We start from the raw sequence: 18,947 nt of genomic DNA, 5'->3' as shown, positions 1-18,947 counted from the left end.
CGGCGCGTTCGCGGGGCCGCGGACAAGGCACGGTGCGGGTCCGAGGCGCCGGTCTCCCCGCAGCGCGAACCCCCGTCACCCGGAGGACAATCGTGCTGTCAGCCCTACACCGCCGGAGACGGGACGTGCTCGTCGACGGCCGGGGGCACGCGGTGTCGGTGCACCGCTTCACCGCGGACCGGGGCGGGCGGCACATCGACGCGATGGGCGGCATCGTCTTCCGGATCGTGGGGGAGAAGATCACCGACCTCGACGAGTGCGTCGCGGACATCGAGCAGGTCGACGCGTTCTGGACGTGACGGGCACGACCCCTCTCCGGACAGCACACACCACACACCGCACACCGCACATGCCGAGGACCCCGTCGTCCGCCCTGGGGAAGGGCGGGCGGCGGGGTCCTCGGTTCGAGCTGGTGGTGGATCCACGCCCGCGTGGCGAACGCAGGCCGCGCGTGGATCCGGGATGCCGGTCGGGAGCGGATGAGAGAGGGCCCGCTCTGGGTCCGTCCGGCGGTCAGATCACAGAGAGGTTCAGCCCTGGAGGGACGCGACCTTGGCGGCCAGCGCCGACTTCTTGTTGGCGGCCTGGTTCTTGTGGATGACGCCCTTCGAGACGGCCTTGTCGAGCTGACGAGCGGCGATGCGCTGGTACTCGGTGGCCTTCTCGACGTCACCCGCGGCAGCGGCCTCGCGGGCCTTGCGGATCGCGGTCTTGAGGGAGGACTTGACGGCCTTGTTGCGCAGCCGGGCCTTCTCGTTGGTCTTGATCCGCTTGATCTGGGACTTGATGTTCGCCACGAATGAGCCTTTTCAGGTTCAGGCACGAAGCCGCCAGGGACCCGTGCCAGGTGATTTCTTGAGTGTGCCTCGCGCTGAGAGGGCATGAGACACAGCCACCCAGGCTACCAGTGGCCGCGCGGGTGGCCCAAACCGGTCGCCGGTCCGCGCCCGTGGGACCATGGAGGCTACGTATCGATCCGACCCGAGGCATAAGGCGCCTCAAGAGACAGGACCCTGCGTGCCCGCGACCCCTAACAACGTGCCCGAGCCGAGCCGTACCGACCCGGCGCTGATCCGCAATTTCTGCATCATCGCGCACATCGACCACGGCAAGTCCACGCTCGCCGACCGGATGCTCCAGCTGACCGGTGTCGTCGAGCAGCGGCAGATGCGTGCCCAGTACCTCGACCGCATGGACATCGAGCGCGAGCGCGGCATCACGATCAAGTCCCAGGCGGTGCGGCTGCCGTGGGCCCCCACCCACGACAAGAGCAACACGCACATCCTCAACATGATCGACACCCCGGGGCACGTCGACTTCACCTACGAGGTCTCGCGGTCGCTCGCCGCCTGCGAGGGGACCATCCTCCTCGTCGACGCCGCCCAGGGCATCGAGGCGCAGACCCTCGCCAACCTCTACCTGGCGATGGAGAACGACCTCACGATCATCCCCGTGCTGAACAAGATCGACCTGCCGGCCGCGCAGCCCGAGAAGTTCGCCGAGGAGCTCGCGAACCTCGTCGGCTGCGAGCCGGGCGACGTGCTGAAGGTCTCCGCGAAGACCGGCCTGGGCGTGGAGGCCCTGCTGGACAAGGTGGTCGCCGAGATCCCGGCCCCGGTCGGCGTCAAGGACGCGCCCGCCCGCGCCATGATCTTCGACTCGGTCTACGACTCCTACCGCGGTGTCGTGACGTACGTCCGTGTCATCGACGGCCAGCTCAACAAGCGCGAGCGCATCCGGATGATGTCGACGGGCGCCACCCACGAGCTGCTGGAGATCGGCACCAACTCGCCCGAGATGCTGTCCGCCGACGGCCTCGGCGTCGGCGAGGTGGGCTACCTGATCACGGGTGTGAAGGACGTCCGCCAGTCCAAGGTCGGTGACACCGTCACCAGCCAGGCCAAGGGCGCCACCGAGGCGCTCGGCGGCTACAAGGACCCCAAGCCCATGGTCTTCTCGGGCCTGTACCCGCTGGACGGCTCGGACTACCCGGAGCTGCGCGAGGCGCTGGACAAGCTCCAGCTCAACGACGCGGCGCTGGTCTACGAGCCGGAGACCTCCGCGGCCCTCGGCTTCGGCTTCCGCGTCGGTTTCCTGGGCCTGCTGCACCTGGACGTGATCCGGGAGCGGCTGGAGCGCGAGTTCGGCCTCGACCTGATCGCGACCGCGCCGAACGTGGTCTACCGGGTCGTGATGGAGGACGGCAGCGAGCACACCGTCACCAACCCGAGCGAGTTCCCCGAGGGCAAGATCAACGAGGTGTACGAGCCGGTCGTGCGGGCCACGATCCTCGCGCCGACCGAGTTCATCGGCTCGATCATGGAGCTGTGCCAGACCCGGCGCGGCACCCTCCTCGGCATGGACTACCTCTCGGAGGACCGGGTCGAGATCCGCTACACGCTGCCGCTCGCGGAGATCGTCTTCGACTTCTTCGACCAGCTCAAGTCCAAGACCCGCGGCTACGCCTCGCTGGACTACGAGCCCACCGGCGAGCAGACCAGCTCCCTGGTCAAGGTCGACATCCTGCTGCACGGCGACAAGGTGGACGCGTTCTCGGCGATCACCCACAAGGACGCGGCCTACGCCTACGGTGTGCGGCTCGTCGCCAAGCTGCGCGAGCTCATCCCGCGGCAGGCCTTCGAGGTGCCCATCCAGGCCGCCATCGGCTCGCGGGTGATCGCCCGCGAGACCATCCGCGCCATCCGCAAGGACGTCCTCGCCAAGTGCTACGGCGGTGACATCTCCCGCAAGCGGAAGCTGCTGGAGAAGCAGAAGGAGGGCAAGAAGCGGATGAAGATGGTGGGTTCCGTGGAGGTTCCCCAGGAGGCCTTCATCGCGGTGCTGTCCAGCGACGACAGCGCGGGATCGGCCAAGGGCAAGAAGTAACCGGCGGTCACGCCCGCCCGCCAGCCGAGAAGCGGCTCCACCAGCCGCCCGCAGAAGGGCCTGCCGGACGAAAGCGGCAGGCCCTTCGGCGTGTGAGCGGGTGTTTCCTGGAGCATCCCTGGAGGAAGTGACAGGCCGCTGCCTCTTACATACCAGCCGGTCGGGCCTTACCCTGATGCCTGCTCGGTAGTTACTCGCGAGTTAAACAAGGGCTCGCGGGGGAGGAATCAGCCAGACAGAGCCAGCCGGCCGGGCTGGCCGCACGAGCCAGCCGCACCGTCGCGGGCCCGGAGGATGTCGTGAGCGACACACAGACACTGATCGAGAACCGTCCGCCGTCCGTCGCGGGCCTCTTCCTGGAGCGCGTGGCCGCCACCCCGGACGCGGAGGCCTACCGCCATCCGGTGCCGCCCGCCTCGGGCGAGGGCCCGGACGAGTGGAGGTCGCTGAGCTGGGCGCAGGCCGCCGAGCGGGTGTATGCGATCGCGGCCGGTCTCATCGAGCTAGGTGTGCAGCCCGAGCAGCGCGTCGCGCTGGCCTCCTCCACCCGTCTGGAGTGGATCCTCGCCGACCTCGGCATCATGTGCGCCGGCGCCGCCACCACGACGGTCTACCCGCAGACCAACGCGGACGAGTCGGCGTTCATCCTGTCCGACTCCGAGAGCCGGGTGCTGATCGCCGAGAACGCCGACCAGCTCGCCAAGGCGGTCGAGAAGCGGGCCGAGCTGCCCGACCTCACCCATGTGGTCGTCATCGACGCGGCAGGTATGGAGGACACCGCGGACATCGCGGACGCCGCGGGCGCCGCCGGCGCGCAGGGCGGCGAGGGCCGGGACTGGGTGCTCACCCTGGACGAGCTGGAGAAGCGCGGCGCGGCCCGCCTGCAGCAGGAGCCCGGCCTCATCCGGGAGCGGGTCGGCAAGATCGGCAAGGACCAGCTCGCCACCCTCATCTACACCTCCGGCACCACCGGGCGCCCCAAGGGCGTCAGGCTGCCGCACGACAACTGGTCGTACATGGCGAAGGCGATCGCGGCGACCGGGCTGGTCGGCGCGGACGACGTGCAGTACCTGTGGCTGCCGCTCGCGCACGTGTTCGGCAAGGTGCTGACCTCCGGCCAGATCGAGGTCGGCCACGTCACCGCCGTCGACGGCCGCGTCGACAAGATCATCGAGAACCTGCCGGTCGTCCAGCCGACGTACATGGCCGCCGTGCCGCGCATCTTCGAGAAGGTGTACAACGGCGTCGCCGCCAAGGCGAAGGCGGGCGGCGGGGCGAAGTACAAGATCTTCCAGTGGGCCGCCGAGGTCGCCCGCGAGTACGCGAAGGTCACCCAGGACAACTTCCGCCGCACCGGCAACCGCACGGCGCCGTTCGGCCTGGCGGCCAAGCACAAGGTCGCCGACACGCTCGTCTACTCCAAGATCCGCGAGGCGTTCGGCGGCAACCTGCGCGCCTGCGTGTCCGGCTCGGCCGCGCTCGCGCCGGAGATCGGCTACTTCTTCGCCGGCGCCGGCATCCACATCCTGGAGGGCTACGGCCTCACCGAGTCCTCGGCCGCCTCCTTCGTGAACCCGGGCGAGGCCTACCGCACCGGCACGGTCGGCAAGCCGCTGCCCGGCACGGAGGTGCGCATCGCCGACGACGGGGAGATCCTGCTGCGCGGCCCCGGCATCATGGAGGGCTACCACAAGCTGCCCGAGAAGACCGCGGAGGTCCTGGAGGCGGACGGCTGGTTCCACACCGGGGACATCGGCGAACTCTCGCCCGACGGCTACCTGCGCATCACCGACCGCAAGAAGGACCTGATCAAGACCTCGGGCGGCAAGTACATCGCGCCGGCCGAGGTCGAGGGCCAGTTCAAGGCGGTCTGCCCGTACGTCTCGAACATCCTGGTGCACGGCGCCGACCGCAACTACTGCACCGCGCTGATCGCGCTCGACGAGGTGGCCATCCTCGACTGGGCCAAGGAGAACGGGCTGGCCGGGAAGCCGTACGCCGAGGTCGTGGCCGACCCGGCGACGGTGTCCCTCGTCCAGGGGTACGTCGAGGAGCTCAACTCCGGCCTCCAGCGCTGGCAGACGATCAAGAAGTTCCGGCTGCTGCCGCGGGACCTGGACGTGGAGCACGGCGAGATCACCCCCAGCCTGAAGCTGAAGCGGCCCGTGGTGGAGCGGGAGTACAAGCACCTGATCGAGGAGATGTACGCCGGGGCGCGGGAGGCGTAGCCCCCGGGAGGGGAGGGGGCGCTCGGAAAGCGCCCCCGAACCGGCCCGCTTCGTGCTCCCTTCGGTCCCTTTCCGGGCAGATACGGACTCCTGCCCGCCCAGGACGGCCCACTTCGGCCACCGCACGCTCACGGACGCGCCCGGCTGGCACCCTGTCGGCGACGAGCGACGGGTGTGCGGCGCCGAACTGTGCGGGAGCTGTCGATGGGGGTCCTTCCCACGCAACGGGAGAGCGTGTCCCGCAACGGGGCCGCGCCGTCGTCGGCCCGGCCGCTCCCCCGGGTACGGGCCACGCTGCCCGGCGGCACCCTCGCGCCCGGCACGGCCCGCGGACTGCTCGGCGCGGCCCTGCGCGAGTGGGCGGACCTCGGCCTGCCCGTGCCCGCCCGGCTCGCCGAGGACGCGGTGCTCGTCGTGAGCGAGCTGGTCACCGACGCCGTCGTGCACGCCGGTAGGGACGTCGACCTCGACTGCCGCCTGGCCGAGCCGGAGGAGCCCAGCACGGGGGAGCCCCGTACGGGCGAGGCGCAACCGGCGTACGACGTCGTCGTCGAGGTCTCCGACCGGCGCCCCGCGCGTCCCCCGGCCGACGGCACGCCCCCGCCCCACGCGGCGCCCGCCGCCCCCGCGGAGGACGGCCGAGGGCTGCGCCTGGTCGCGGCGCTCGCCGAGGAGTGGGGCGTGACCTACCGCCGGGACAGCAGGACGGTGTGGGCCCGGCTGCCCGCCGGGCCGGGACCGGACGGGCCGGCGACGGACGGGCCGGAGGCGGACGGGCCGGAGGCGGACGGCACGGGGACGGACAGGGCGGCCGTCGCGGACCTGTCCGCCGTGTCGGGATACCCGACCCGGGCGCCCGTGGCGTCCCGGACGCCCGACCCGTCGTCCGGATGCACCGGCGCCCCCGACACCCTTCCCGTCCCCGACTGCGTCTGGCTCGGCCGGAACGCGCTGTCGTTCCTCGCCGAGGCGTCCGACCTGCTGGCCGGGCAGCTCGACGAGGACCTGGTCGCCTCGCTCACCGGCCAGCTCCTGGTGCCGCGCCTCGCCGACTGGTGCGCGGTGTGGCTGGAGGACGAGGTCGGCGGACGCGGCTGGGGCGACGGCGCCGGGCAGCGGCTCGCCCGGGTCCGGCACGGCAGCGAGGGTCACGTCGAGGAGCTGCGCCGGGCCCTGGAGAAGGACCCGCCCCGCCTCACCACGAGCCCCCTCACCACGACCTCCCTGACCGCGGCCCCCCTCGCCGGGCCCGTAGAGCTCCCCTGGCCCGGAGCCGCGCCGGGCGGGCCGGGGGCGGTGCTCGCCTGCCGGCTGGTCGCGGGCGGACGCCCGCTGGGCACGCTGGTCATCGGGCGGTCCGGAGCGGAAAGGTTTCCCGAGGAGGTCGCCGGCCTGGTGGAGGACCTCGGCCGCCGGGTGGCGCTCGCCATCGGGGCGGCCCGCCAGTACGCCCGCCAGGCCACCATCAGCGCCGTCCTGCAGCGGGGCCTGCTGCCCGGCGCGGTCGCCGAGATCCCCGGGGTGCGCAGTGCGCTGGTGTACGAGCCGTGCGACCAGGGCGGCCCGAGCGGCGACTTCTACGACCTGTTCCCGGCGGGCGACGGCCGCTGGTGCTTCGCGGTCGGCGACGTGCAGGGCAAGGGCCCGGAGGCCGCCGTGGTCATCGGGCTCGCCCGGCCCTGGCTGCGGCTGCTGGCCCGCGAGGGGTACGGCGTCGCCGACGTGCTGGACCGGCTCAACCAGCTCCTCCTCGACGACGCCACCGAGGCGGCCGACGCCGCCGCCCGCGCCTTCGTCGGCCCCGCGGGCCCCGCCGGACCGGGCGACGGCCCGCAGACCCGCTTCCTCTCCCTCCTCTACGGCGAGCTGGTCCCCTTCCCCGGCGGCATCCACTGCACCCTCGCCTCGGCGGGGCACCCGCTGCCGCTGCTCCTCGGCCCGGACGGCACCGTACGGACGGTCGCGCAGCCGCAGACCCTGCTCGGGGTCGTGGAGGACGTGGCGTACACCAGCGAGACGTGTGCGCTGCTGTCCGGCGACAGCCTGCTGTGCGTCACCGACGGGGTCACCGAGCGCCGCTCGGGCTCGCGCCAGTTCGACGACGGCGACGGGCTCGCGCACGCCCTGGCCGGGTGCGCCGGGCTGGACGCGGACGGGATCGCGGCCCGCATCCGGCAGCAGGTGCACGACTTCGGCGGCCGGCCCCCGGAGGACGACCTGGCGCTGCTGGTGCTCCAGGCCGAGTAGCGGGACGTCCGGCGTCCCGCACCCGGCGAGGTCACCGCGCGGGTGCGGGACAATGGAACGCATGCCTTCCGCACTCCCCGACGGCGAGCCCGTCCCCGCCGACGGCGCGCTGCCCGCGTCCGCGCTCGCCGGGGCGGCCGACCGCCCCCTCGGCTTCTACCTGCACGTCCCGTACTGCGCGACCCGCTGCGGCTACTGCGACTTCAACACCTACACCGCGACCGAGCTGCGCGGCACGGGCGGTGTGCTGGCCTCCCGCGACAACTACGCCGACACCCTGATCGACGAGGTCCGCCTGGCCCGCAAGGTGCTGGGCGACGACCCGCGCGAGGTCCGCACGGTGTTCGTCGGCGGCGGCACGCCCACCCTGCTGGCCGCGGGCGACCTGGTGCGGATGCTGGGCGCGATCCGGGAGGAGTTCGGGCTGGCCCCGGACGCGGAGGTCACCACGGAGGCCAACCCGGAGTCGGTCGACCCCGCCTACCTCGCGGAGCTGCGGGCGGGCGGTTTCAACCGGGTCTCGTTCGGCATGCAGAGCGCGCGGCAGCACGTGCTGAAGGTGCTCGACCGCACCCATACGCCCGGCCGTCCCGAGCGGTGCGTCGCCGAGGCGCGCGGGGCGGGCTTCGACCACGTCAACCTCGACCTGATCTACGGCACCCCCGGGGAGAGCGACGACGACTGGCGGGCCTCGCTGGACGCGGCGATCGGCGCCGGCCCCGACCACGTCAGCGCCTATGCGCTCATCGTCGAGGAGGGCACCCAGCTGGCCCGCCGGATCCGCCGCGGCGAGGTCCCGATGACCGACGACGACGTGCACGCCGACCGGTACCTGATGGCCGAGGAGGTGCTCTCGGCGGCGGGCTATGCCTGGTACGAGGTGTCCAACTGGGCCACCTCCGACGCGGGGCGCTGCCTGCACAACGAGCTGTACTGGCGGGGCGCCGACTGGTGGGGCGCGGGGCCGGGCGCGCACTCCCACGTCGGCGGGGTGCGCTGGTGGAACGTCAAGCACCCCGGCGCGTACGCGGCGGCGCTGGCGTCCGGGCGCACGCCGGGCGCGGGGCGTGAGGTGCTGTCCGAGGAGGACCGGCGGGTCGAGCGCGTCCTGCTGGAGCTGAGGCTGCGCGAGGGCGTGCCGCTGTCCCTGCTCAAGCAGGACGGGCTCGCGGCGTCCCGCCGGGCGCTGGCGGACGGCCTGCTCCAAGAGGGGCCGTACGCGGAGGGCCGTGCGGTGCTCACCCTGCGGGGGCGGCTGCTGGCGGACGCGGTGGTGCGGGACCTGGTCGACTGAGGGACCGGGCCGGTCACGAGGTCCCGGCCCGTCACCGGGTCCGGGCCGGTCACGAGGTCCGGGCCGGCGCTGCCGTCAGGCGCCGCCGTCGCCCGTCACGAAGTCGATCAGTTCCTCGACGCGGCCCAGCAGCTCCGGCTCCAGGTCCTTGTACGACCGCACGCGCTTGAGGATCGCCTGCCACACCGCGCCGGTGTTGTCCGACGGCCAGCCCAGCGCCCGGCACACCCCGGTCTTCCAGTCCTGGCCGTGCGGCACCCGGGGCCACGCCTCGATGCCCAGGGCCGACGGCTTCACCGCCTCCCAGATGTCGATGTACGGGTGGCCGACGACCAGCGCGTGCTCGCTCGTGACCGACTGTGCGATGCGCCACTCCTTGGTGCCGGGGACCAGGTGGTCCACCAGGACGCCGAGGCGGGCGTCGGGGCCGGGAGCGAAGGCGTCCACGATCGACGGGAGGTCGTCCACGCCCTCCAGGTACTCCACGACGACGCCCTCGACGCGCAGGTCGTCGCCCCAGACCTTCTCGACCAGTTCGGCGTCGTGCCGGCCCTCCACGTAGATGCGCCCGGCGCGGGCGACGCGGGCGCGGGCACCGGGGACGGCGACGGAGCCGGAGGCGGTGCGGGTGGGGCGTGCGGGGGCGGACGCGGGCGGCCGGACGAGGGTGACCGGCTTGCCCTCCAGCAGGAAGCCCCGGGGTTCCAGCGGGAACACGCGGTGCTTGCCGAAGCGGTCCTCCAGGGTCACCGTGCCGGCCTCGCAGCGCACGACCGCGCCGCAGAAGCCGGTGCGGGGCTCCTCGACCACCAGGTCCGGCTCCGCCGGGACCTCGGGGACCGGCTGGGGCTTCTTCCACGGAGGGGTCAGGTCGGCGGAGTACCTGCGAGGGCGCGGGCCCGAAGGGCCCTCGCTGGAAGGGCGGTGGCGGGAGACGGGTGGGCGCATTCTGATGACGATAGGGAAAGCTCCGGCGCCGTTACGGCGACACGCCGAACCGGGCCGCCAGCGCGTCGCGTTGGGCCCGCACGAAGGCCGCGTCCACCACCGCGCCGTGTCCGGGCACGTACAGCGCGTCGTCGCCGCCGAGCGCCAGCAGCCGGTCCAGCGCGGCCGGCCAGCGCGACGGCACGGCGTCCGGGCCCGCCTGGGGCTCACCGGACTCCTCGACGAGGTCGCCGCAGAAGACCACCCCGGTCCCCCCGGGCACCAGCACGGCGAGGTCGTGGGCGGTGTGACCGGGCCCCACGTCGGCCAGCAGCACCGGCCGGCCGCCGCCCAGGTCGAGGGTCAGCTCGCCGGAGACCGGGTGACGGGGGCGGACCAGCGCGGCCGCGGCCTCCTCGGCGGTGTCCTCGTCCAGCCCGTTGCGCACCGCGTCCGCCCGCAGCTCCTCGGCGCCCGCGGCGAGCACCGCGTCCATCCCGGCCGGGCCGTACACCTCGGCGCCCGCCAGGGCGGCCGCGCCGAACACGTGGTCGAAGTGGGGGTGGGTGAGCGCGAGATGGGTCACACGGCGCCCGGTGAGCCGCTCGGCCTCGGACCGCAGCCGCGCCCCCTCGGCGAGGCTGGACCCGGCGTCGATCAGCAGCGTCCCGTCCCGCCCGGAGACCAGCCCCGCCGTGCAGTCCCAGCCCGGCAGCCGCACCCGCCCCACCCCGGGCGCGACGCGCTCCCAGCCCAGCTCTTCCCAAGTCACCGTCATACCGGGACGCTAGCGGTACTGCCCCCGGCCGCGAGGCCGACCTTGCCCAGCCGGTACCCCACCGCCGTACACTGGGCCGGGGAGTGCTGGCACTCACGATCGAAGAGTGCCAGGTGGACGTCTCGGGGACGATTTTCTGGAGGTGCGCGCGATGCTGAGTGAACGCAGGCTTCAGGTGTTGCGCGCCATCGTCCAGGACTACGTGGGGACCGAGGAGCCGGTGGGCTCCAAGGCGCTCACCGAGCGGCACAACCTCGGCGTCTCCCCGGCCACCGTGCGCAACGACATGGCGGCCCTGGAGGACGAGGGCTACATCGCCCAGCCGCACACCAGTGCCGGGCGCATCCCGACCGACAAGGGCTACCGGCTGTTCGTCGACAAGCTCGCGGGCGTCAAGCCGATGACGGCGCCCGAGCGGCGGGCCATCCAGAACTTCCTGGGGGGTGCCGTCGACCTCGACGACGTGGTGGCCCGCACGGTGCGGCTGCTCGCGCAGCTCACCCGGCAGGTCGCCGTCGTGCAGTACCCGTCGCTGACCCGGTCCACCGTGCGCCACGTCGAGCTGCTGTCGCTGGCGCCCGCGCGGCTGATGCTGGTGCTCATCACGGACACCGGCCGGGTCGAGCAGCGGCTGGTCGACTGCCCGGCGCCGTTCGGCGAGTCCTCGCTGGCGGACCTCAGGGCGCGGCTCAACAGCCGGGTCGCGGGCCGCCGTTTCGCGGACGTGCCGGGGCTGGTGGAGGACCTGCCCGAGGCATTCGAGGCCGAGGACCGCGGTACGGTCTCCACGGTGCTCTCCACTCTCCTGGAGACACTCGTCGAGGAGAACGAGGAGCGGCTGGTGATCGGTGGCACCGCCAATCTCACCCGCTTCGGACATGACTTTCCCCTCACGATCCGGCCGGTGCTCGAGGCGCTGGAGGAGCAGGTCGTGCTCCTCAAGTTGCTGGGCGAGGCGAAGGATCCGGGCGTGACCGTGCGCATCGGTCACGAGAACGCCCACGAAGGACTCAACTCCACGTCCGTCGTGTCGGTCGGCTACGGTTCGGGCGGCGAGGCAGTGGCCAAGCTCGGCGTGGTCGGACCGACCCGCATGGACTACCCGGGAACGATGGGAGCGGTACGCGCAGTGGCACGGTACGTCGGACAGATCCTGGCGGAGTCGTAAGTGGCCACGGACTACTACGCCGTTCTCGGCGTGCGCCGCGACGCGTCGCAGGAAGAGATCAAGAAGGCCTTCCGGCGGCTCGCGCGCGAGCTGCACCCGGACGTCAACCCGGACCCGAAGACCCAGGAGCGGTTCAAGGAGATCAACGCCGCCTACGAGGTGCTCTCGGACCCGCAGAAGAAGCAGGTCTACGACCTCGGCGGCGACCCGCTCTCGCAGGCCGGCGGCGCCGGCGCGGGCTTCGGGGCCGGCGGCTTCGGCAACTTCTCCGACATCATGGACGCGTTCTTCGGCACGGCGTCGCAGCGCGGCCCGCGCTCGCGCACCCGCCGCGGCCAGGACGCCATGATCCGGCTGGAGATCGACCTGGAGGAGGCGGCCTTCGGCACCACGAAGGACATCCAGGTCGACACCGCGATCGTCTGCGGCACCTGCAACGGCGAGGGCGCGGCCCCCGGCACGACCGCCCAGACCTGTGACATGTGCCGCGGCCGCGGCGAGGTGTCCCAGGTGACCCGGTCCTTCCTGGGCCAGGTCATGACGTCCCGGCCCTGCCCCCAGTGCCAGGGCTTCGGCACCGTGGTGCCGACCCCGTGCCCGGAGTGCGCGGGCGACGGACGGGTGCGCTCGCGGCGGACGCTCACCGTGAAGATCCCGGCCGGCGTCGACAACGGCACCCGCATCCAGCTCGCGGGCGAGGGCGAGGTGGGTCCCGGCGGCGGCCCCGCCGGCGACCTGTACGTGGAGATCCACGAGCTGCCCCACGCGCAGTTCCAGCGGCGCGGCGACGACCTGCACTGCACGGTCACCCTGCCGATGACCGCGGCGGCGCTCGGCACCAAGGTGCCGCTGGAGACGCTGGACGGCCTGGAGGAGATCGACATCCGGCCCGGCACCCAGTCCGGCCAGTCGATCCCGCTGCACAACCGGGGCGTCACGCACCTGCGCGGCGGCGGCCGCGGCGACCTCGTGGTGCACGTCGAGGTGCAGACCCCGACCAAGCTCGACCCCGAGCAGGAGCGGCTGCTGCGGGAGCTGGCCAAGCTGCGCGGCGAGGAGCGGCCGCAGGGCCAGTTCCAGCCGGGTCAGCAGGGGCTGTTCAGCCGGCTGAAGGACGCGTTCAACGGCCGCTGAGCGGGCCGCTGCACGGCCGCCGAGGAGGCGCGGGCCCTCCCGTGCCTCCCGATTCGGCGTTGTCCGGAGGACATGACACCATGCCGTCATGTCCTCCGCACTGACCGATCTGTTCCCCCACCCGATCGTGCAGGCCCCCATGGCGGGCGGCGTCTCCGTGCCCGTGCTCGCCGCCGCGGTGAGCGAGGCGGGCGGGCTCGGCTTCCTGGCCGCCGGGTACAAGACCGCCGACGGGCTGTACCAGGAGATCAAGCAGCTGCGGAGCCTGACCTCCCGCCCCTTCGGGGTCAACCTGTTCCTGCCGCAGCCCGAGCACGCCGAGTCGGGCGCCGTCGAGGTCTACGCCCACCAGCTCGCCGGCGAGGTCTCCTGGTACGACACCGAGCTCGGTGACCCCGACAGCGGGCGGGACGACGGCTACGACGCCAAGCTCGCCGTGCTGCTCGACAACCCGGTACCGGTGGTCTCCTTCCACTTCGGCGTGCCGCGCCGGGACGTGCTGGACGCGCTGCGCCGGGCCGGCACCGTGACCCTGGTCACCGCGACCACCGCCGAGGAGGCGCTCGCGGTGGAGCGGGCCGGCGCCGACGCGGTGATCGTGCAGGGCGTGGAGGCGGGCGGCCACCAGGGCACCCACCGTGACGTCCGGGAGAACGACGGCACGGGCGTGGGGCTGCTCGCCCTGCTCGCGCAGGTCCGCGAGACGGTGGGCCTCCCGCTGGTCGCCGCGGGCGGCCTCATGCGCGGCGGGCAGATCGCCGCGGTCCTCGCGGCGGGCGCGAGCGCGGCCCAGCTGGGCACCGCGTTCCTCGCCACCCCCGAGTCCGGCGCCCCCGCCGTGCACAAACAGGCGCTGACCAACCCGCTGTTCGTCCGCACCGAGCTGACCCGGGCGTTCTCCGGGCGCCCGGCCCGCGGTCTGGTCAACCGCTTCCTGCGGGAGCACGGGCCGTACGCGCCCGCCGCCTACCCGGAGGTGCACCACCTCACCGCGCCGCTGCGCCGGGCCGCCGCCAAGGCGGGGGACGCGCAGGGCATGGCGCTGTGGGCCGGGCAGGGCCACCGGCTGGCCCGCGAGCTGCCCGCCGGGCGGCTGGTGGAGGTCCTGGCCGACGAACTCGCCGCCGCCCGGACAGCGTTGTCCTCCTGGGGAGGTGCCCGGTGACGGCGCCGGTCTTCGTCGTCGACCACCTCGACGCGCACGGCGGCCCCTTCGTGCTCGACGGCGCCGAGGGCCGGCACGCGGTCTCCGTGAAACGGCTGGAGCCCGGCGAGCAGGTCGTCCTCACCGACGGCGCCGGGCGCCACGCGACGGGCGAGGTGACCGGCACCGAGGGCAAGGACCGGCTGCTGGTGCGGCTGGCGCCGGCGACGGAGGAGCCCGAGCCGTCCCCCCGGATCACGGTCGTCCAGGCCCTGCCCAAGGGCGACCGGGGCGAACTGGCCGTGGAGATGATGACCGAGGTCGGCGTCGACACGATCGTGCCGTGGCAGGCGGCCCGCTGCATCACCCAGTGGCGGGGCGAGCGCGGCGCGAAGGCGCTCGGCAAGTGGCGCGCGACCGCCCGCGAGGCCGGCAAGCAGTCCCGGCGGGTGCGCTTCCCCCGGGTCGCGGACGCGGCGAGCACCAAGCAGGTGGCCGCGCTGCTGGCCGACGCCGACCTCGCCGCCGTGCTGCACTCCGACTTCGACCACCCCGGCGCGCCGCTGGCCACCGCCGAACTGCCCGCCAGGGGAGAGATCGTGCTGGTCGTCGGGCCCGAAGGGGGCGTCGCCGCGGACGAGTTGGCGCTGTTCGTGGAGGCGGGCGCCCGGGCGTACGTGCTGGGCCGTAGCGTGTTGCGCACGTCGACCGCCGGGACGGCGGCCGCGGCCCTGGTCCTGGGCCGCACCGGCCGGTGGTCCTGACCGACCGGACCGATCAGGGGGAGCGCATGGAACTGGCCCAGGTGCGGCTGCTCGTCACCGACTTCGCCGCCTGCTACCGCTTCTACGCCGACGTCCTCGGCCTGAAGCCGCAGTCGGGGGCGGAGCGGGGGCCGTACGAGAAGTTCAGCCCGCACACCGGGTCGGCGGGCATCGCGCTGCAGGACCGGACGATGATGGCCGGGGTGCTGGGGGAGCTGGGCGAGGCGGCGACCGGCCACCGCTCGCTGGTCGTGCTGCGGGTGGACGACCTGGACGCCTACTGCGCGCAGCTCACCGCCCGCGGCGCCGTCCTGGCCCACGGGCCGGCCCCGATGACCGACCGGATGCGGGTCGCCCACCTGAAGGACCCCGAGGGCAACCTCGTCGAGCTCCAGGAGTGGCTGCTGCTGCGCGGCTGACTTCCGTCGTGCGGACGGTCCGTCACCTCCCGTCCGGCGTTGGCCGCATGCGGTCTACCGGACCGGGGGCGGCGGTGGCACGCTGCTGTGCATGGGGGCGACGAGGCCGCTGCAAGGACGCGTGCGCGGGGCGAGGGCGCTCGCCGTGGCGGGGCTCGCGGTGCTCGCCGTCGGCGCGGCCGCGGGCTGCGACCCGGGCGGGCTGAACGCGGCGTCCGTGGCGTACACCACCGACCAGGCCGCGACCCGGGAGTTCCAGCACCGCGACGTCGCCGTGCGCTGGCTGACCTGCACCGGCGGCTACGACGACGGCGGCACCCACGGGACGGTGGCCTCCGTGGACTGCCGGGGGAAGACCGACGACGGCAGGGACATCACCGTCGACGGCGAGATCACCCGGGCCGTGGACGGGCACTGCGTGCGCGGGGACATCACCGCCGACCTGGGGAACAAGCAGGTCTTCCGGGTGAGCGGGCTCGGCGACTGCGCGTCGGCCACCCCCTCGCCCGTCGAGCGGCCCCGCGCCGGACAGCCGGCCCGTCCCACCGCCACGGTCACCGTCACCGTGTGGTGCCCGGGCGACCCGCGGTGCCCGTCCGGGGGCAAGTGAACGAGGCCGGCGACGGGTGCCGTCCGACCGAGCGGCGGGCGGATCACCCGGGCCCCCTGTCGACGAGCGGTGCGCTTGCATAGGGTGATCGCGTGACACAGTCCGCTGCCCCTGCCGCGTATCTCCGATTCCCGCACCTGCACGGCGACTTGGTGGCCTTCACGGCCGAGGACGACGTGTGGCTGGCGCCCCTGGACGGGGGGCGCGCCTGGCGGGTCAGCGCCGACAACCGGCCCGTCACCGCGCCCCGCGTCTCGCCCGACGGCACCACCGTCGCCTGGACCTCCGCCCGCGACGGCGCCCCCGAGGTGCACGTCGCGCCGGTCGACGGCGGGCCCTCCACCCGGCTGACGTACTGGGGGAGCTGGCAGACCCGGGTGCGCGGCTGGACCCCCGACGGACAGGTCCTCGCGCTCAGCAGCCACGACCAGGCGACCCTGCGCCGCACCTGGGCCCGCGCCGTCCCGCTCGACGGCGGCCCGGCCGCCACCCTGCCGTACGGCCCCGTCGGCGACGTCGCGTACGGTCCGCACACCGTGCTGCAGTCCGCGCCGATGGGCCGCGAGGCGGCCCACTGGAAGCGCTACCGGGGCGGCACGGCGGGCAAGCTGTGGATCGACCGGGAGGACACCGGGGAGTTCACGCGGCTGCACGAGGACCTCGACGGCAACATCGAGTGCCCGGTGTGGGTGGGCGACCGCATCGCCTTCCTGTCCGACCACGAGGGCACCGGCGCGCTGTACTCCTCCCTGGCCGACGGCTCCGACCTGCGCCGCCACACGCCCCTCGACGGCTTCTACGCCCGGCAGGCGAGCGGCGACGGCCGGCGCGTCGTCTACAGCAGCGCGGGCGAGCTGTGGATCCTCGACGACCTCGACGGCGACGGGCCGCGCCGGCTCGACGTCCGGCTCGGCGGGCAGCGCGCCGACCGCCGGCCGCACCCCGTGGCCGCCGCCCGCTGGCTGGGTGGGGCCGCCCCCGACCACACCGCGCGCGGCAGCGCCGTCGAGGTGCGCGGCGCCGTCCACTGGATCACCCACCGCTCCGGCCCGGCCCGCGCGCTGGCCGCCGAACCCGGCGTGCGCGCCCGGCTGCCGCGCACCTTCCGCGCCGACGGCGAGGAGTGGGTGGTGTGGGTGACGGACGCCGAGGGCGAGGACGCCCTGGAGTTCGCGCCCGCCACCGGCCTGACGCCCGGCTCCACCCCGCGCCGGCTGGCCGCCGGACGGCTCGGCCGGGTCCTGGAGCTGGCCGTGGCCCCCGACGGCAGCCGCGCCGCCGTCGCCGCGCACGACGGACGGCTGCTGCTCGTCGAGCGGGAGACCGGCGAGGTCCGCGAGGTCGACCGCAGCGACGACGGCGAGGTGTCCGACCTGGTCTTCTCGCCCGACTCGACGTGGCTGGCCTGGTCGCACCCCGGCCCGCGCCCGCTCAGCCAGCTCCGGCTCGCCCACACCACCGACCTGTCGGTCACCGAGGCGACCCCGCTGCGGTTCCGCGACTACGCGCCCGCCTTCACCCTCGACGGCAAGCACCTGGCGTTCCTGTCCACGCGCGCCTTCGACCCGGTCTACGACCAGCACGCCTTCGACCTGTCCTTCGTGGTCGCGGCGCGGCCCTACCTGATCACGCTGGCCGCGACCACGCCCTCGCCGTTCGGCCCGCAGCGCCACGGCCGCCCCTTCGACGCGCCGGACAAGGACGAGACCCCCGACGGCGAGGGCACCCCCGCGACCCGCATCGACCTCGACGGGCTGGGCGAACGGGTCGTGCCGTTCCCGGTGGAGGCCGGCCGCTACTCCTCGCTGTGGGCCGCCAAGGACGGCGTGCTGTGGCTGCGGCACCCGGTGCGCGGCGTCCTCGGCGCCTCCCGGGCCACCCCCGACGACCCCGACCCGCGCACCGAGCTGGAGCGCTACGACCTGGTCCAGCACCGTCTGGACCACCTCGCCGCCGACGCCGACGACTTCGAGGTCAGCGGCGACGGCAGGCGGCTGCTGCTGTGGACCGACGGCAAGCTGAAGGTGGTGCCCAGCGACCGGCGGGCCTCCGGCGACGAGGACAGCGACAGCAACGTCACCGTGGACCTCGGCCGGATCCGCCGCACCGTCGACCCGGCCGCCGAGTGGCGGCAGATGTTCGACGAGAACGGCCGCATCATGCGGGACAACTTCTGGCGCGCGGACCTCGGCGGCGTCGACTGGGACGCGGTCCTCGACCGCTACCGCCCGGTCCTGGACCGCGTGGCCACCCACGACGACCTCGTCGACCTGCTGTGGGAGGTGCACGGCGAACTCGGCACCTCCCACGCCTACGTCATCCCGCGCGGCGGCTCCGGCCGCGGCCCGCGGCAGGGGCTGCTCGGCGCCGACCTCTCCCGGCACGCGGACGGCACCTGGCGCATCGACCGGATCCTGCCCTCGGAGACCTCCGATCCCGAGGCGCACTCCCCGCTCACCGCGCCGGGTGTGGCGGTGCGCGCGGGGGACGCGATCGTCGCCGTGGGCGGACAGCCGGTCGACCCGGTCACGGGGCCGGGACCGCTGCTCGTGGGGACGGCGGGCCGGCCGACCGAGCTGACGATCTCGCCGTCCGGCGGCGGCGAGCCGCGGCACGCGGTGGTGGTCCCGGTCGCCGACGAGGAGGCGCTGCGCTACCACGCCTGGGTCGCCGACCGGCGCGCCTACGTCCACGAGCGCTCCGGGGGCCGGCTGGGGTACCTGCACGTGCCCGACATGCAGGCGCCCGGCTGGGCCCAGATCCACCGCGACCTGCGGGTGGAGGTGGCCCGGGAGGGGCTTGTCGTGGACGTCCGGGAGAACCGGGGCGGCCACACCTCGCAGTTGGTGATCGAGAAGCTGGCCCGGCGGATCGTCGGGTGGGACCTGCCGCGCGGGATGCGGCCGGTCAGCTACCCGGAGGACGCGCCGCGCGGCCCGGTCGTCGCGGTGGCGAACGAGTTCTCCGGCTCCGACGGCGACATCGTCAACGCGGCGATCAAGGCGCTCGGCATCGGCCCGGTGGTCGGCACCCGCACCTGGGGCGGCACGGTCGGCATCGACAGCCGCTACCACCTCGTCGACGGCACGCTCGTCACCCAGCCCAAGTACGCGATCTGGCTGGAGGGTTACGGCTTCGGCGTGGAGAACCGCGGCGTCGACCCGGACGTCGAGGTGGTCGTGCGGCCGCAGGACTGGGCCGCGGGCCGGGACGTCCAACTCGACGAGGCGGTCCGCAGGGCGCTCCAGGCCCTGGAGACCACCCCGGCGAAGACCCCGCCCACCCTGCCGTGACGGCGGGCACCCCCGGGGCGACTAGCATGCCCCGTACATCTGACCGCAGATCCCA

The 18,947-nt window shown here is 73.9% G+C and carries 14 protein-coding genes and 1 pseudogene; 12 read left to right on the top strand and 3 right to left on the bottom strand.

Annotation, left to right across the window (positions count from 1 at the left end):
- Positions 1–119: 119 nt before the first annotated feature.
- Positions 120–299: pseudogene (locus E4U92_RS01000) on the top strand (nuclear transport factor 2 family protein); the annotation flags it as partial.
- A gap of 231 nt (positions 300–530) precedes the next feature.
- Here the strand turns inward: E4U92_RS01000 and rpsT are convergent.
- Positions 531–797: a 30S ribosomal protein S20 gene (rpsT, locus tag E4U92_RS00995; RefSeq protein WP_137298312.1), complete on the bottom strand. Its 267-nt coding sequence runs from the start codon at positions 795–797 to the stop codon at positions 531–533.
- 220 nt (positions 798–1,017) lie between these two features.
- On the opposite strand from rpsT, the gene lepA reads away from it, so the two are divergent.
- The 4 genes from lepA (at position 1,018) to hemW (ending at position 8,655) form a co-directional block, all read left to right on the top strand.
- Positions 1,018–2,886 (top strand): translation elongation factor 4, encoded by a 1,869-nt coding sequence (lepA, locus tag E4U92_RS00990; protein WP_137298311.1) that lies wholly within the window; start codon positions 1,018–1,020, stop codon positions 2,884–2,886.
- A 299-nt stretch (positions 2,887–3,185) separates the two neighbouring features.
- Positions 3,186–5,114: an AMP-dependent synthetase/ligase gene (locus tag E4U92_RS00985; RefSeq protein ID WP_137298310.1), complete on the top strand. Its 1,929-nt coding sequence runs from the start codon at positions 3,186–3,188 to the stop codon at positions 5,112–5,114.
- 204 nt (positions 5,115–5,318) lie between these two features.
- Positions 5,319–7,361 (top strand): SpoIIE family protein phosphatase, encoded by a 2,043-nt coding sequence (locus E4U92_RS00980; protein WP_137298309.1) that lies wholly within the window; start codon positions 5,319–5,321, stop codon positions 7,359–7,361.
- 61 nt (positions 7,362–7,422) lie between these two features.
- Positions 7,423–8,655, top strand: coding sequence for a radical SAM family heme chaperone HemW (hemW, locus tag E4U92_RS00975; RefSeq protein ID WP_137298308.1), 1,233 nt, complete (start codon positions 7,423–7,425; stop codon positions 8,653–8,655).
- 75 nt (positions 8,656–8,730) lie between these two features.
- Here hemW and E4U92_RS00970 read toward each other — a convergent pair whose 3' ends face one another.
- On the bottom strand, positions 8,731–9,603 hold the full coding sequence (locus E4U92_RS00970) for a DUF3097 domain-containing protein (RefSeq protein WP_137298307.1): 873 nt from the start codon (positions 9,601–9,603) through the stop codon (positions 8,731–8,733).
- Positions 9,604–9,634: 31 nt separating this feature from the next.
- Positions 9,635–10,360, bottom strand: a complete 726-nt coding sequence (locus E4U92_RS00965) for an MBL fold metallo-hydrolase (protein ID WP_137298306.1) — start codon at positions 10,358–10,360, stop codon at positions 9,635–9,637.
- Positions 10,361–10,511: 151 nt separating this feature from the next.
- On the opposite strand from E4U92_RS00965, the gene hrcA reads away from it, so the two are divergent.
- The 7 genes from hrcA (at position 10,512) to E4U92_RS00930 (ending at position 18,892) form a co-directional block, all read left to right on the top strand.
- Entirely contained in the window at positions 10,512–11,528 is a 1,017-nt protein-coding gene (hrcA, locus tag E4U92_RS00960) for a heat-inducible transcriptional repressor HrcA (RefSeq protein ID WP_067241213.1), read from the top strand.
- Positions 11,529–12,662, top strand: a complete 1,134-nt coding sequence (gene dnaJ / locus E4U92_RS00955; RefSeq protein WP_067241215.1) for a molecular chaperone DnaJ — start codon at positions 11,529–11,531, stop codon at positions 12,660–12,662.
- Between the two features lie 88 nt (positions 12,663–12,750).
- Positions 12,751–13,827: a nitronate monooxygenase gene (locus E4U92_RS00950; protein WP_137298305.1), complete on the top strand. Its 1,077-nt coding sequence runs from the start codon at positions 12,751–12,753 to the stop codon at positions 13,825–13,827.
- Positions 13,824–14,570 carry a 16S rRNA (uracil(1498)-N(3))-methyltransferase gene (locus E4U92_RS00945; protein ID WP_137298304.1) on the top strand — a complete coding sequence of 249 codons (747 nt, stop codon included), beginning with the start codon at positions 13,824–13,826 and terminating at the stop codon, positions 14,568–14,570. Before E4U92_RS00950 ends, E4U92_RS00945 begins: the two co-directional genes overlap by 4 nt.
- 26 nt (positions 14,571–14,596) lie before the next feature.
- Positions 14,597–14,989 carry a VOC family protein gene (locus tag E4U92_RS00940; RefSeq protein ID WP_137298303.1) on the top strand — a complete coding sequence of 131 codons (393 nt, stop codon included), beginning with the start codon at positions 14,597–14,599 and terminating at the stop codon, positions 14,987–14,989.
- Between the two features lie 91 nt (positions 14,990–15,080).
- Positions 15,081–15,599, top strand: coding sequence for a hypothetical protein (locus E4U92_RS00935; RefSeq protein ID WP_174863627.1), 519 nt, complete (start codon positions 15,081–15,083; stop codon positions 15,597–15,599).
- Between the two features lie 92 nt (positions 15,600–15,691).
- Entirely contained in the window at positions 15,692–18,892 is a 3,201-nt protein-coding gene (locus tag E4U92_RS00930; protein ID WP_137298302.1) for a S41 family peptidase, read from the top strand.
- Positions 18,893–18,947: the final 55 nt, after the last annotated feature.

The sequence above is a fragment of the Streptomyces galbus genome, assembly GCF_005280195.1.
In the GTDB taxonomy this organism is placed as follows: domain Bacteria; phylum Actinomycetota; class Actinomycetes; order Streptomycetales; family Streptomycetaceae; genus Streptomyces; species Streptomyces galbus.
Note: the sequence above shows the minus strand (reverse complement) of the source record. Positions and strands in the feature narration are given on the sequence as shown.